10 protein-coding genes are annotated in these 15,758 nt (G+C 44.3%); 3 read left to right on the forward strand and 7 right to left on the reverse strand.

What is annotated here, in order from left to right; genetic code table 11:
- Positions 1-110 precede the first annotated feature (110 nt).
- Positions 111-1,265, forward strand: coding sequence for an insulinase family protein (locus tag IX91_RS20090; protein ID WP_004749133.1), 1,155 nt, complete (start codon positions 111-113; stop codon positions 1,263-1,265).
- A 77-nt stretch (positions 1,266-1,342) separates the two neighbouring features.
- On the opposite strand, the gene yejF is transcribed toward IX91_RS20090, so the two are convergent.
- The 5 genes from yejF to IX91_RS20115 all read right to left on the reverse strand — a co-directional run bounded on the left by yejF (position 1,343) and on the right by IX91_RS20115 (position 8,622).
- Positions 1,343-2,935: a microcin C ABC transporter ATP-binding protein YejF gene (yejF, locus tag IX91_RS20095; RefSeq protein WP_004743355.1), complete on the reverse strand. Its 1,593-nt coding sequence runs from the start codon at positions 2,933-2,935 to the stop codon at positions 1,343-1,345.
- 2 nt (positions 2,936-2,937) lie between these two features.
- Positions 2,938-3,978: an ABC transporter permease gene (locus tag IX91_RS20100; RefSeq protein ID WP_004743356.1), complete on the reverse strand. Its 1,041-nt coding sequence runs from the start codon at positions 3,976-3,978 to the stop codon at positions 2,938-2,940.
- Positions 3,978-5,066, reverse strand: a complete 1,089-nt coding sequence (locus IX91_RS20105) for a microcin C ABC transporter permease YejB (RefSeq protein ID WP_004743357.1) — start codon at positions 5,064-5,066, stop codon at positions 3,978-3,980. Before IX91_RS20105 ends, IX91_RS20100 begins: the two co-directional genes overlap by 1 nt.
- Positions 5,067-5,077: 11 nt before the next feature.
- Positions 5,078-6,898: an extracellular solute-binding protein gene (locus IX91_RS20110; protein ID WP_004743358.1), complete on the reverse strand. Its 1,821-nt coding sequence runs from the start codon at positions 6,896-6,898 to the stop codon at positions 5,078-5,080.
- Between the two features lie 161 nt (positions 6,899-7,059).
- On the reverse strand, positions 7,060-8,622 hold the full coding sequence (locus IX91_RS20115) for a methyl-accepting chemotaxis protein (RefSeq protein ID WP_004749132.1): 1,563 nt from the start codon (positions 8,620-8,622) through the stop codon (positions 7,060-7,062).
- 488 nt (positions 8,623-9,110) lie between these two features.
- Between IX91_RS20115 and IX91_RS20120 the strand changes: the two genes are divergently transcribed.
- Positions 9,111-10,631: a sensor domain-containing diguanylate cyclase gene (locus IX91_RS20120; protein ID WP_004743655.1), complete on the forward strand. Its 1,521-nt coding sequence runs from the start codon at positions 9,111-9,113 to the stop codon at positions 10,629-10,631.
- Positions 10,632-10,776: 145 nt separating this feature from the next.
- Here the strand turns inward: IX91_RS20120 and IX91_RS26510 are convergent, their stop codons facing one another.
- Positions 10,777-10,953 (reverse strand): hypothetical protein, encoded by a 177-nt coding sequence (locus IX91_RS26510; RefSeq protein WP_004743654.1) that lies wholly within the window; start codon positions 10,951-10,953, stop codon positions 10,777-10,779.
- Between the two features lie 313 nt (positions 10,954-11,266).
- Here IX91_RS26510 and IX91_RS20125 point away from each other — a divergent pair, with 313 nt between their 5' ends.
- Complete coding sequence (locus IX91_RS20125) at positions 11,267-12,487, forward strand: tyrosine-type recombinase/integrase (RefSeq protein ID WP_004743653.1); 1,221 nt, start codon at positions 11,267-11,269, stop codon at positions 12,485-12,487.
- Positions 12,488-12,539: 52 nt separating this feature from the next.
- Here the strand turns inward: IX91_RS20125 and IX91_RS20130 are convergent, their stop codons facing one another.
- Entirely contained in the window at positions 12,540-15,758 is a 3,219-nt protein-coding gene (locus IX91_RS20130) for a type I restriction endonuclease subunit R (protein ID WP_004749131.1), read from the reverse strand.

Below are 15,758 nucleotides of genomic sequence, written 5' to 3' on the forward strand. Positions count from 1 at the left end.
TGGTGAAGCCTAGCTTCTCAATCAAGGATAGATAAAGCACTGATAACGTAAATAAAATCGTTATTACTGGACACGGAACTAACTGTTGTTTCTGCCTCTGGAGTAAAAAAGTGTCTTATTCAGTACGTAGCTTGATTGGTGCAGTTCTCTCTGCAACGCTAATTTTTTCACCTGTCGTTTCAGCTTCAACTAACTCAGCCTTATGGTTCGAGCATACCGATATTCAGATGCCAACCAATACCATGGTTGCTGAGTTAAACAATGGTTTACGCTTTGTTATCCTACCAACCACTCGTCGCTCTGATGAAGTATCCCTACGTATCCTGATTGGATCTGGCACCGCTCAGCAAACTAATGCTCAGGGCTCAACGGCCAAGCTAGCTGCGAGTTCTGCAGTAAAAAGCAGTGACTGGAAAGCCACGACTGAACTAGAACAAACCGTATTTAGCCTCGATCTTTTGCATGCGGATGCAAACGTGATAGAAGCAAGCTTAGCCGCTATGCAGAAAAGCCTAGCGACCAATACAAACGGCAACGAGTTCAAGCAAAAATTCTATGTACCACAAAACGTGACCGTTATTGTTACTGGTGGTATTAACACAAGACAGACAACTAAGCTAATCCAACGCCAGTTCTCTGGATGGGTTAAAGGCACATCAAAACAAATCGATGCAGCAAACAGCATGGCACTGGACGCTTATTTTGAGCCAAGCGTTTCGAATGATACTGGCTTGTCAGTAAGCACGCTTAAAATACTCCAAGACGAGCAAGACAGTAAACTGCAACGTAAAGAGATCTTGCTAACTACTTTAGCCAACAAGATGCTAGAATATCGTATTCAAAACGCTCTTGAACAGCTGCATTCTCAAGCGAAAGTCTCTGTCGAGAATGAGGTTCTTTTTGATCACCGCCTGCTATCGCAAATTCGTATCACGGAGATGTCATCTGACGAAAAGTCAACAACAGAAAGCGTAGTGAAATCTGAAATAGAGCGTGCGATTGCGGCAGGATTCACTCAAGTTGAATACGAAATGGTCGTTAGTGAGCTGCGCGATCAACTTAAAAGCAAAACTCGCCTAGGTAACGACCACTATGCCGCAGACCAAGCCGACCGCCTAGTTGAAGCGATCAGCTTAGGCAACGTCTACACAGAGCCATCATACGATCTTGATTTGCTCAACTTCCACGTAGCTCACCTAAATGAGTACGATGTAAGTAAAGAATTTGAGAAGACTTGGTCAGCTGACAGCAGCGTTGCTCTATAAGCCAGTTGTATCAAGCCACATAAATATCATATTGAAACCAGTAGTGCGCCCCACTACTGGTTTTTTATGAGGTGTAATTACAAAGAGGAAAGATTGACTAGATGCCGCGTATAGGGTTGTTGCGGGCGACTAAACAATTCCTGCGTCTCGCCTTGTTCGATGATCTCCCCTTGCTTCATTACAATTGTGTAATGGCACAACGAGCGCACTACATTCAAATCATGGCTGATAAACAAATAGGTGAGTTGATACTTCTCTTGGAGTGATTTCAGCAGATCGAGCACCTGCGCTTGTACCGTCCTGTCTAAAGAAGACGTTGGCTCATCTAACAGAATAAACTCTGGTTTAAGGATTAACGCCCGCGCGATTGCAATACGCTGCCTTTGTCCGCCAGAAAACTCATTTGGGTAGCGATGTCTTGTCTCTGGGTCTAGGTCGACCTCAGCCATTACGTCACAAATTCGTTGGTCTATTTCATCTTCGCTCAGCGTCTGATGTACCCGCAGCCCTTCACCAATCACTTGCGCTACCGACATACGAGGATTCAACGCAGAGAATGGGTCTTGAAACACTACCTGCATCTTACTTCGATAAGGCAACATGCCCTTTCTATCTAAGCCTTGAAGCTCGTTGTCTTGATAAGCGATAGAACCTTCGGATTTGACCAAGCGCAGTATTGCCATTCCTGTGGTTGATTTACCCGAACCACTTTCACCTACGAGCCCTATCGAGTGCCCTTTCTTTAACTCAAAGTTCATGTTGGTAACGGCTTTAATATGCGATACCACTCGTTTGAAGATCCCACCAGTAATCGGGAACCAAACACGTAAGTTACTCACATCAAGTAAAGAGGAAGCTTGCTCACTGATTTTGACAGGCAAGCCCCTTGGGTCGGAATTAATCAGCTTTTGTGTGTACTCATGTACCGGGGAGTTGAATATCTGCTCGCAGCTGCCAGTTTCAACCAAACTACCGTTTTGCATGACAGATACACGATCAGCAATTCGTTTTACAATACTCAAGTCATGAGTAATAAACAGCATTGCCATGCCCATTTCTTGTTGTAGCTGCTTTAATAGATCGAGTATCTGAGCCTGTACAGAGACATCCAACGCTGTCGTCGGTTCGTCAGCGATTAACAACTCGGGTTCGTTAATCAGTGCCATGGCAATCATTACTCGTTGCCTCTCTCCTCCAGACAGTTCATGCGGATATGCCATAACCTTGTGCTCAGGGTTACGAATGCCCACCTTTCCCAACCACTCAACAGCGAGTGCTTCTGCAACTCGTTGGCGCATCCCTCTATGGATAGCCAGTGTTTCAACCAGTTGTTTACCGATCTTGTGCAGCGGATTAAGCGAAACCATTGGCTCTTGAAAAATCATGCCGATTCTTCCACCTCGGATACCTCTCAACTGGCGCTCTGAACACTCTAGGATATTGATACCATCAAACTCGATGTTGCCTGAAAGGTAGTGAGAAGAGCCTTGTGGGAGCAGCTTAAGAATAGAGTTAGCTGTCACCGATTTACCAGAGCCACTTTCACCCACTAAGGCAAGCGTCTCACCTTTTTTAATCGAAAGTGATACCTCGTTAGTCACCTGTTCGACTTGCCTCTTACGACCAAACCCGACAGATAAGCCATTAATTGTAAGTACAGTTTCAGACATCGCTATCTTCCTTGGTGGTGAGGGTCAAAGGCATCACGGACTGCTTCACCGATAAACACCAGCAAAGTTAGCATCACGGAGAGAACAAGGAATGCTGAAAAGCCAAGCCATGGCGCTTGTAAGTTGGCTTTACCTTGCGCGAGTAACTCACCCAATGAAGGCGAGCCTGCGGGTAAACCAAAACCTAAGAAGTCTAGGGAGGTTAGCGTTGTTACCGAACCTGAAAGGATAAAAGGCATCATGGTCAGAGACGCAACCATAGCATTGGGCAACATGTGACGCAGCATAATTCGCTTATCGGCCACACCCATCGCCTGCGCGGCACGCACATAATCAAAGTTACGACAGCGTAAGAACTCAGCGCGCACTATCCCGACTAAGCTCATCCAGCTAAATGCCACCATAATCCCGAGCAACCACCAGAAATTGGGCTCGACAAAACTGGATAATATGATGAGCAAGAAAAGTGTCGGCATACCCGACCACACTTCGATAAAGCGTTGACCAAACAAATCTAACCAGCCACCGTAATAACCTTGAGTAGCGCCGACTGCCACACCAATGACACTCGAAACTATGGTTAAAACAAAACCAAACAGGACCGAAATACGAAAGCCGTAGATGACCCGCGCCAATACGTCTCGGCCTTTGTCATCAGTCCCCAACCAATTGACATTGTCCGGAGGTGAAGGCACTGCACCGCCGATATTGAAGTTAATGGTATCGTAGCTAAATCGAATTAACGGCCAGACGATGTAACCCTTTTCTTCGATTAACTCGATCACATAAGGATCGGTATAGTCTGCCTCGGTTTCAAACTCACCGCCAAACTCAGTTTCAGCGTACTGGGTAGCAATCGGGAAATACCACTGGCTATCGAACTCCACCAGCAACGGTTTGTCATTAGCAATCAGCTCAGCAAACAAGCTAACGATGAACAACAGCCCAAAAATCCACATAGACCAAAAGCCACGCTTGTTGGCTTTAAATCTGAGCCAGCGCGCTTCATTAAGAGGATTAGTTCGCTTCTTTTTCAACATCATTAACGCGCCTCAAAATCAATTCGTGGATCTACCCAGGTATAGGTAAGGTCTGAAATTATGCTCAAGATCAGGCCAAGAAGCGTCATGATATAGAGTGAGCTGAACACGACTGGATAGTCGCGCTGTATGGTTGACTCAAAACCGAGAAGACCGATCCCTTCTAGAGAGAACATCACCTCAATCAACATTGAGCCAGTGAAGAAGATGCTGATAAACGCAGCTGGAAAGCCTGCGATAATAATCAACATCGCATTGCGGAAAACGTGCTTGTAGAGAATGTCTCGCTCATCAAGTCCTTTTGCTCGCGCGGTAACCACGTATTGCTTGTTGATCTCATCAAGGAAGGAGTTTTTCGTCAGCATACTTAATGTCGCAAAACCGCCTATAACCATGGCGAGGATCGGCAAGGCTAAATGCCAAAAGTAATCGATGATTTGCTGATACCAGTTGAGCTGTTCGAAATTACTTGAGACCAAACCACGCAGCGGGAACCAACTAAAATAGTTACCGCTGGCAAACACAATAATCAGGATGATGGCAAACAAAAAGCCTGGAATCGCATATCCGACGATGACGACTGCGCTAGACCAAATATCAAATCGACTACCATGATGAATCGCTTTCAAAATCCCCAGTGGAATTGAAATCAGATAGATGATCAACGTACTCCATAAACCAAGGGAGATAGAGACAGGCAATCGCTCAACAATTAGATCAATCACGCTACCGCCCTTGAACAAGCTATCGCCGAAGTTGAAAGTCACATAGTTTTTCAACATATCGAAATAGCGTTCATGGATAGGTTTATCAAAGCCGAACTGCTTTTTAATTTCTTCGACAACTTCTGGGTCTAAGCCTCGCGAGCCTTTATAGCCCGTAGAAGAGGCCTCCTCCACGACAGCCGTGTCAGCTGAGTTACCTCCCCCAGTGAAGCGGCTCATCAAACCAGACTCTAACCCCTCCATTTGCGCAATGGCTTGTTCAACTGGCCCACCCGGAGCCACCTGAATAATGAAGAAGTTAATGGTGATAATCGCCCACAAAGTGGGTATGACTAACAGCAGTCGTCGAAAAATATATGCAGCCATCAATGCCTCAATTAACGTCGTTTTTCTGGAAGCTTGGCAGCTTTCTCTTTAGATACCCACCAAGTATCGACACCTAAGTCATACTCTGGTCGAATATCTGGTCGCTCAAACTTGTCCCATGTCGCGACGCGGTAGTTGCTGTAATGCCACTGAGGAACCATGTAGAAGTTCCACTGAAGCACCCTGTCGAACGCACGCCCTAACGCGAATAACTTATCTGGGTTCTGCTGATTATCGGCAATCTCTTGAGTCAGATAATCAACTGCTGGATCAATTACGCCCGCGATGTTGTAGGTCGAGTCAATGAACTTAGAGTTCCAAACAATCATTAAGCTAGAGCTAGGATAAGCGTTGGCAAAGAAGCGCGATGAAACCATATCAAAATCGCGATCACGTAGGCGCTTGATGTATTGGGTACGATCCACCGTGCGAAGCTTCATATCTACCCCCATTAACTTAAGATTCTTCTGAAACGGGATCGCGTAAGTTTCCACATTTGGATTGAAGATAAGTAGTTCAAAGCTCATCGCTTCACCGGTTTTGGTGTTGGTCATCACTTTGTTTTTCAGCTCCCATCCAGCCTCTTTAAACAGCTTAAACGCTGTGCGCATTTGGCTACGAATGCGACCCGAGCCATCTGTTTTAGGTGGTTGGTACTCTTCGGTAAATACACGTGAAGGGATCTTATCCTTTATCGGCTCCAATACCGCTTTTTCAGCGTCTGAAGGCAAACCTACTGACGCATAGTCAGTATTCTGGAAATAGCTGCGTGTACGGCTGTTTTCGTTGTAGAAAAGGTTTTTATTCATCCATTCAAAATCGAGTGCGTAAGTAATGGCTTCTCGTACTTTAGGATCTTTAAATACCTCGGTTTGAATATTGAACACAAAACCATTAGCTTGCTGAGGCTGCGAATGTGGGATCACTTCTTTTTTGATGTATCCTTTATCAAAGTTCGAGCCTGTGTAAGAGTTCTCCCAGAATTTCGGTTCGCTCTCAATACGGATATCAAACTCACCCGCTTTAAAAGCCTCAAGCATAACAGTGTCATCGCGGTAGTAGTCGTATTGAATCTGTTCAAAGTTATTACGACCCACATTCACCGGAAGGTCTTTGGCCCAATAGTCTTTGTCTAATGTATAGGTCACGCTCTGCCCTGGCTTGTAGTCGGTGACCTTATAAGCGCTGCTGCCAACTGGTGGCTCATTGAGAGGTTCAGAAAATTTTTTGTCTTGCCAGAAGTGCTTAGGTAGTACACGAGTAGACTGAGCGAAGCTAAACAGTTTCTCTCTGTCTGGTTCAGACATCTCTATACGAACGACGAGGTCAGACTTGGCGGTGACAGATTTAATGGCTTTGTAGTAAGAGCGATATTGAGGTACACCCTCGGTCATAAACTTCTGGAAGGTAAAAGCAACATCATGGGCCGTAATAGGCTCGCCATCTTGAAATCGTGCCTTAGGATTAATGTCGAGCTCTAACCACATATAATCGTCTGAGTATCGCGCCTTACTGGCAATCAGCGGATAATAGGTGTTAATCTCATCGCTTGGGGAATACATAAGCGTATCGTAAAGCTGACCACTTCCCGCGGCAGCAACTCCGCGCGACGCGTATCGATTGAAATTGTCGTAAGTCCCCATTTGACCATATGTCACTTTGCCGTATTTGGGCGCATCTGGGTTGACGTAATCGAAGTGAGCGAAATTTTCTGGGTATTTCGCTTTGCCAAATCCAACCAGAGTCGTCGTTTCTATAACGTCGGCGTAAGCCCCAAAGCTTGTACTCGCGGCAATCAATCCACTAAGCACTAAGCGAGACAGCATCTTCATATGCTCTTCCTTCCTTGGTCATCCTAATTTATCTACTAACTATAGTATTAATTAGTATTAATAATTCAACTACTTGGATAAGTATAGGTAGGGAAAGTTCTTTCTGTGAAGCAAAAAATATCGCCCCCACTAGGTTAGAGGGCGATTTCAATCAGAGCGAGTTATAATTTATCTTCAAAGCGTTTAGCCAACTGATGGAACTCATCCACCTGCTCTTTCAGCTCATTAGAGTGTTCTTTTACAGCGCGAGTTGCCGCTAGATTTTGCTCTGAGGTTGAGGCGATAGATTGAATATGCAAATTCACTTCACTCGACAGTTCACGCTGCTTATTTGCTGAGCTTTCGACCGACTGCATTAAATGATTCATCGACGTCATAAGCTCTTCCACCTCAGACAACTTCTCAGCACTGACACTCGCCACATCGCTACACGCGTTGGTTTGCTCTTGGTTGGCTAAGATATCTTTTTGCCAACTTTCAATAGTGCCCAACATGGCATCAATGCTGTCTTTAATTTGAACGGTCGCATTGGATGTGCGCCCCGAGAGTGCGCGAACTTCATCCGCAACCACAGCAAAGCCTCGGCCTTGTTCACCCGCTCGCGCCGCTTCAATAGCTGCATTAAGGGCCAACAGGTTGGTTTGCTCAGCGATACCACCGATTTCTTCCATCATCTTACTGACTTTTTGAGCTTGTTCACTCAACTGATACGTCGTCTGTGTCGCCTTTTCTGCCTGTACACTTAAGTTAGTTAGGTTGTGATGCGTTTGATTGATGCTCTCTTTTGCACCGGCACAGGTTTTCAACGTCACATCAACTATCTGATGAGCATCTTGTGTGCTCGAGGATACTTCATTCGCTGTGAGCTCTACTTCCTCTGTCGCTTCTCGCACTTGCAGAATATCCTTGGTCTGTTGGTCGAGTGCTTCTGTCACTTGATAGGAAGTCGCACTTAGATTGTCGGCAAGATCTTGAAGTGGCATAGCCGAATCACTCATTCGCCCAAGTACGGTTCGGATTCGCGCTGACGACAGCTTGAGGTGGAAATCAGCGACGGAGAATTTTTTGCTTCCCGAAAAGACTAAACGGCTAACGCTGTCATATTCAGTTTGGAGCTTACTCAGTTGTTTTGGCGTATCAATCAGCTCTTGTCTAAACAGTGCTACAATCACCGCGACTGGCGCCAGACTCAGTAGAAAGCTCGGCACTCCCTGCAAGCCCATCATGCTTGAGGCCAAAGGCGCACCCAGAGCACCAAGAAGCACCGCATAACGAACCGTGTCACTGATCTTAAGTGACCATGCTCTGCCCGACTTTTCAGCTTTCAAAAGCCCCTTGTAAGCCTTATCTGCGATATTGACCCACTCGCGCTTTGGCTTTACACGTACCGACTGATAACCCACCATTTCATTATCTTGATAGATGGGAGTGACATAGGCATCAACCCAATAGTAACCATTTGACTTAGTGCGATTTTTTACTATCCCACGCCACGCCTTTCCTTGCTTTAGGTTTCGCCACATATCCGCGAAGGCTGCTTTCGGCATGTCGCCGTGTCTAACGATATTGTGGTGTTGACCTAACAATTCTTGTTGAGAGTATTCAGCGACTCGAGAGAAGGCTTCATTACTATACGTAATTACACCTTTTAGATCAGTCGTAGAGACTAGTTGATCATGATTTTCTAGTAGCGTTTCACGTGCGGTAGAGAGTTGGGCTGTCATCAATCTAGTACTTTTGTATTAATTATGTTGCTCGCGAATATAAACAAATAATCAAATTATGACAAAATATTAATTTAACTCAATTTTAAAATTTTGAAGTAATTCACTAGTTCAATTGGACATTTTAGCGCAAGTAAAAGTACAGAAACCTAGATCTAGTTTCGTATCAATATATAAGACCTATCCAGTCAGAGAATACTTATCCAACTCGTACCTAACATTACGACAATTGGTGTTGTTCAGCTTTCATATAAGACCAAACTCACTATTGATAATTAACTCACTTTAAAAGAGAATAGTGTTAATTTGTAGGTTTCGTCACCACCCCATTCCACACACGCTCGGTGGTCAGTAGTATTTTGCTACGAAGCGCCGATAAATAGATATTTCTAATCGATTTATTTTTTGCTTTCCAGTAACCCCTCTACACTTAACTTACGCATTAGAGCAAATAAGAAAACATCATCAGAAACACAGGTGAGTCATCATTGTTATATAACTTTAAACATTTAAGCATTCGCCAGATCACCATCTTTGTGTCAATGATCGCGGCCGTGCTGTTTCTGTTTTTCTACCTGTCGTTCAAAATCTTTTGGAGTTACGGCCAAGCACTAGAGCAATCTAAAGGCAGACAACAGTTTGAACTAGAACGCGTAAATACCGTGCTTAGAATGGAAGAGTTAGAGATTCGTGCTTCCGTTGAGGACTATGCGGCGTGGACGTCAATGGCCCGATATGTAGACAATCCAGACCCACTATTTATAGCCGATAGTATAGGCTCTCACGCCTTCTCCTCGAAACATATCGATGCCATCGTAATATTCGATCCACAAGGAAACACGGTTTGGAGTGGTGCATACAATGGTGAAAGTGTTGTGGATATGGAATTTCTTGCGCTCGAAGATCACGAGGTAGTGAATAAGGTTTTATCACGTGCATTTGACGCGTCACAAAATACCATCGAATCATTCCTAGATTATGCAACTTTTGATGGCTCAGTATTTATGGCTGCCTCCTCTCGAATTTGTCTAAGCTCCGGTCAACAATGCCAACATGGCTATTTGCTATTTATTCGAAAAATTAGAGAACAGTTCATTAAAGATATTGAGGCATCCACAGGGGTAGGTATTAGCATATACCCTGCTAAAGGATCCGTAGCAGATGTCGGTCTAAACAATACGGTTCTATACCGAAATGCTCTGATTGACGATGAAGTTAAAATTGCAATTAACGTCTCTCACAATGAAACTTTGCCTGAATTCCTTCCTACAGCCGAAATTGCCGCCTTATCTTTGTTTGCTCTAATCACCTTTATGGTGAACCTGCATGTCGTTACTAATCTAATCAAGCCGTTAAAGGCCGCGCAGCAGTACCTAAAGCAATTCCAAAAATCAGGAGATCGCCTACCAAGTGAGGATACTTTTATTTCGAAAGAGATGCGTAGCTTCGCTCGCCAAATCAATGATTTAATTACGGAACTCGAAGATAAGCGCGCAATCTTAAAAGAGCAGTCAACGATTGACGCACTCACTCAAATAGCCAATAGAAGGTCCTTGTTTGAAACCGCTCATAATTTGATTGAAAACCTCAAATATAAATACATTGCTGTGGTATTAATTGACGTTGACCATTTCAAGCTATTCAATGACAACTATGGGCATCTAGAAGGTGATGCTGCTTTGCGCAAGGTAGCCAAAGCCCTCCAAGCTGTTGAAACACCTTATGAGAAGCTCGTTTCAAGATACGGTGGCGAAGAGTTTTGTATCCTGATTGCAGGGGATCACCCACTTGAGATCAACGACTATTTAGAACAACTTGTCTTTCAGGTTAGAGAAATAAAGTTAAAACACGAGTATTCTTCTACAAGTAACGTACTTACGATTAGCGTGGGTGCAACATCAGGTCAGTTAACCTCGTATAATCAACTAACACGCTGGTTCCAGCAAGCGGATCAAGCGCTATACGAGGCGAAAAACAATGGCCGCAATGGTTTTCAGCTCTGCGTGTAAAACTATTTCACGGGGCAAGACACTCGAGATAACGAGTGTAAGTCCTATTTACTACGCTTTCTTCAAAGGAAGTGAGACATCAAGATAAGTGCCTAAATACGCCTTAGCAACGCGTCTCGCTTCGTCCGCGTACTCGGCGGTAATGTCACCGTGTTTCATCTGCGATAACAATAAACACCGTATCGACAAGCTCAACCCAAATAAAGAACACTTCATCTCGCATCGCGAAGTCGGGTACATCAAAGTAGTGATTGAACATTTCCAGTAGTGCTTTGGCTATCAAGCTATCATTGGAACGGTCTTTCTGTTTGATGATTGGCATTGATATTTCAATAATCTGCTCATCCAGACCATATGAATACTTTACTCTCCCTCAATTCCCCTTACAATTGTGCCAAGTTTGAATTTCAAGGTTAGTTCTATGTCTATCCAATGGTTTCCGGGACCTAAGCATTAACTTCCAACAACATCCCGCAAATTCTAACTTACCAATTAAATTCAACGACTTATAATTAATATGTGATTTTATTACGTCCTAAGCAAACTCCTTGCTTCCGGAGTTTTTTGTACCCCACAATGTACCCCATGCAACCAAACTCCTGTATACTCCTCGCAAATTTTACTGAGGGGTTCGCATGCCAAAATTAACCGTCAGACTATCCGACAAAGAGATCAAAAAAGCAGAAGTTAGAGATAAGGAATACATCCTCGCTGATGGGAACGGGCTCAACATTCGTATTCGACCAAATGGCACAAAGTCATGGCAATTCAGATATAGCGCCCCCGTAACTAAGAAGGTAAAGAAACTATCTCTTGGCTCATACCCAGCACTAAAATTGGCTGATGCGAGAAAAGTTGCTCAAGAACACCGTAACCTCATCGCCAATGGAGTTGACCCCAAAGACCACCTAGAACAACTTAAGCAGAAAGCCATTCACCAAGAAGCCAATACCTTTTTTGCAGTAGCTGAACAGTGGTTCAGCAGAAAGAAGAAAACGGTGAGTGCTAATCATGCCGAACGTATATGGAGAACATTAGAACTATACGCCTTTCCCCACATTGGTCGAACGCCAATTGCTTCCATCACTCGCTTAAGTGCAGTGCAGGCTTTACGCCCACTTGAGAACGACCAAAAGCTATCGACTATTAAGCGAATTTGCCAATCTCTTAACCAAATTATGGAGTATGGTGTTGATAGCGGTATTATCATCGCGAACCCACTGACTCGCATGATTAACGCGTTTGAAAAGCATGAAGTAGAGCACATGCCTACGATAAGACCTGAGTTACTGAATAGGTTGTTAAAACAACTACGAGATAACGCCAACATTCGCCACAAGACTAAATTGTTGATTCTTTGGCAGCTTCACACAATGACTCGACCGAAAGAAGCCGCTCGGGCACGTTGGAATGACATCGACCTGAACCAAAAGTGCTGGACTATTCCACCAGCAGAAATGAAGCGTAGGAAAGAACATAGAGTGCCACTAACAGAGGCAGCAATTGAGATTTTATCGCAGATGAGATTGCAGAGTGAAGGGCATGAATACGTGTTCCCAAGTGAGCGCGCCCCTAAGAGCCATGTAAGCGTTTATACAGCGAATGCGGCCCTTAAACGAAGCCTAGGTTTCAAGGGTGAGCTTGTTGCTCATGGTTTACGCTCGATTGCCTCTACTGCTTTGCATGAGGAAGGTTTTGATACCCTACATATTGAAGCCTGTTTATCTCACACCGATCAAAACGAAACCAGAGCAAGCTACAATCGCACTGATTTCTTTGAGCAAAGAAAAGAGATTATGGAATGGTGGAGTGATTACATTCAAGAGGCTAAGTCTCGATATTGTGAACAACCCTAACTAGTTCACTAAAAAAGAAAATGGCACCTACAACAGGTGCCATTCCTAGTTATTAAGTGTTTACCGACTTACCTAAACCACGCATCATCATATCGAACACAATACTGGCTAGCCCGTCTCTGACCGTATCGTCAGACAGTGCTTTCATTGCCATTGCATTGTGAGTGTCCATACTCTCTATTATGGCGGTTTGTACGATTTCAGGGAAACGTCCTAACATCGCTTGTTCTTTAGAGTTGTTCTTTGCTTGGTCAACTGCAATTTCATCATCTTGGACTTTGCCAAACAATGTGTTTGCATAACTCAGCATATCATTTTCAGTTAATCCATCCTCAATGAACAAATCGTTCATTCGTTGAATGATCTCGTTGAGAAACTCCGTTTTTGGGTCTTTAGGTGTTGCGCCTGAACCCTCTTTAGTTGGAGCAAGGTAATGTTTCTGGTCTTCACCGACTTTGTAGCCTAGTTGCAAGTCTGCTTCACGCTGTTCGTGTAGGCGGTAGTGAGTCATTACAACATCTGATAGGTCTATATCATCTTCAACAACATTTAGGCGAAGTAATGGGTGTAGATGCTTAGCGAATACACTTAGCTTCTCTAGCTCAAAGTCATCGAAGTCTACGATTTGTGAGGTGAACTCATAGTAGCGGTAGAACGAGATTAGATCTTTCTTAAATACCTCAAGAATGTCTCGTGCTTCTTTGGCGTTCTTAACTAGGTTCTCGCAGTACTTAATTGCTTTGTCGTTCTTTTCAATCTTGGATTTTGACAGCTCAGCTTGCGTTGATTGAAGAACTTGTGTTGCTTCTTTATAGCGAATCGTGAAACGGTCTACGGCTGGCTTACATAGGTTAGCGAGTTTAGCTTGATTCGCTTGCTTACTATTGTAGGCTTCTACGAAAGACTCAACCTCATACCATTGATAAATACCCGCTTCCGCAAGCTTGTTCATTAAGTCATAAACAATGTTTGGGTCAGATACACCTGCCAGTTCAGCGGTTTGGAAGTAGACCTTAAACTCATTCAAGATCTCTTCTGGGTCATTCACAAAGTCGAGAACAAACGTCTTATCTTTGCCCTTATAGGTGCGGTTTAATCGTGAAAGTGTCTGAATACACTCAACACCTTTTAGTGGTTTATCGACATACATCGCCACCAGCTTTGGTTGATCAAACCCCGTCTGGAACTTGTTCGCCACCAGCATGACTTGATAGTCAGCGGTATCAAACGCTTTACGCATATCACGACCATTGAGCTTAGGATTCATGGTCTTTTCAGTAAACTGCTCTTCGGGTAAGTCTGGATCATTGACCTCACCAGAGAACGCCACCATTGCATTTACGTTCTCATAGCCTTTGCTCTCGACATATTTTTCGAAAGCAAGCTTGTAACGCACTGCTTCTAAACGGCTACTCGTAACAACCATTGCTTTCGCTTCACCACCTAACAAATGTTTAATCTTGCTATTGAAGTGTTCGATGATGGTTTCTACTTTCTGAGCGATATTGTGCGGGTGCAAACGAACCCACTTAGCCATCTTGGTTGCAGCTTTCTTACTGTCTACCTCTTGGTCTGAGGCTGGGTTATCGTGTGCTAATTGGTAGGCAACTCGATAACTGGTGTAGTTTTGTAGAACATCAAGAATGAAACCCTCCTCAATCGCTTGGCGCATTGAGTAGACATGGAAAGGCAATGGCTTGTTGTCATCACTTAGTGGTGCGTCTGGATCTTCAGGGCGACCAAATAGCTCTAGTGTTTTGCCTTTTGGTGTTGCTGTGAATGCAAAGTAGCTGATCTTGTTTGAGCCTTTACGAGCTTCAAGAGACAAGCGCAGCATATCTTCACTATCAAGTTCTTCATCGCCCTCTAATTGCTCAGCCATTAACACTTCACGCAGCTTACGAGCGGTTGTACCTGTTTGGCTTGAGTGCGCTTCATCGGCAATAACCGCATAGCTACGCCCCGCAAGTGTTGAGTCTTTACGGATGGCTTCAAGCACATGAGGGAACGTTTGAATGGTCACGATGATGATCGAGGTACTTGCCTTTAGCTCTCCTGCTAGTTGGCTAGACTTGCTGCCTTGTGCTTCTTCTCTATTTACACGAGCAATCATGCCCTCGTTATGGTCGAACTGATAGATGGTGTCTTGCAGTTGGCTATCGAGTACCGTTCGGTCAGTGATAACAATCACCGAGTCAAATACCTTATCGCCCGTTTGCTTACTTAGCTCTGGGTGGTCTGTGTAGTAATGCTTAGATGCGAGTTGGTGGGATAGCCATGCAATCGAGTTAGATTTACCTGAGCCAGCACTGTGTTGAATTAGATACTTATTACCAGTTCCCTCTATATCGACTGTGTTCAGTAGCTTTGATACTACCGCCCACTGGTGATAGCGAGGGAAGATCATGGTTTCTTTGGTTTTGATTGAGCCGTCTAGTTGCTCTTCTTCTTTCACTTCGAGGTGAATGTAGCGACCAAGAATCAGTAATAGATTGTCTTTCTGGAAGATCTCATTCCAAAGGTAAGAGGTAGCGTATTCACTTTCGTTCTCTGGCTGTTCATTACCCGCACCACCATCAGCTGTACCTTGGTCAAACGGTAGGAAGAACGTGCTTTTGCCATTTAGGCGAGTGGTCATTGCTACATTGTATTGGCTCACCGCAAAGTGTACCAATGCACCACGCTTAAAGGTTAATAGTGGTTCTGGCTTGTTGGTTGCAGGGTCTTTTGGTTGCCTGTCTTTCATGTACTGAACCTTGGCATTATCAATCGACTGCTTAAATTCAGACTTCAGTTCACAGGTGGCAACGGGAATACCATTTACAAACAGCGTTAGGTCTAGGCGACCATCATAACCATTAGGCGAATACACTAGCTCAGGAACAACACGCAGGATGTTTTTCTCATAGCGAGCGGTAGCATCTGGGTTTAGGTCATGGTCTGGCTTAAAACTACACAGGCTAAACTTTGCACCACGATCTTTAATTTGATTGCGTAGAACCCAAAGCGTACCTTTGCTTTTTAGCTCTCGCTCTAGTGATTTTAGTAGTGCGTCAGCTGTAGCGGTTGGGTTTCGGTCTGTCTCTGGGTAGTGCTTGGCTAGCTTATCCCAATGCTCAGGTTGTGACTGCTTAGCAAAGATAATGACATCTTCTGTATATAGAGCTCGCTGCTTATTGTACTTGCTTGACTCACCCACCAGCCAACCGTGAGACTGCATTTGGTCAAGGATGTCGTTTTGAAATATTCTTTCTTTCGCTGCATCTGACAT

This window comes from Vibrio tubiashii ATCC 19109 (assembly GCF_000772105.1).
GTDB classification, from domain to species: domain Bacteria; phylum Pseudomonadota; class Gammaproteobacteria; order Enterobacterales; family Vibrionaceae; genus Vibrio; species Vibrio tubiashii.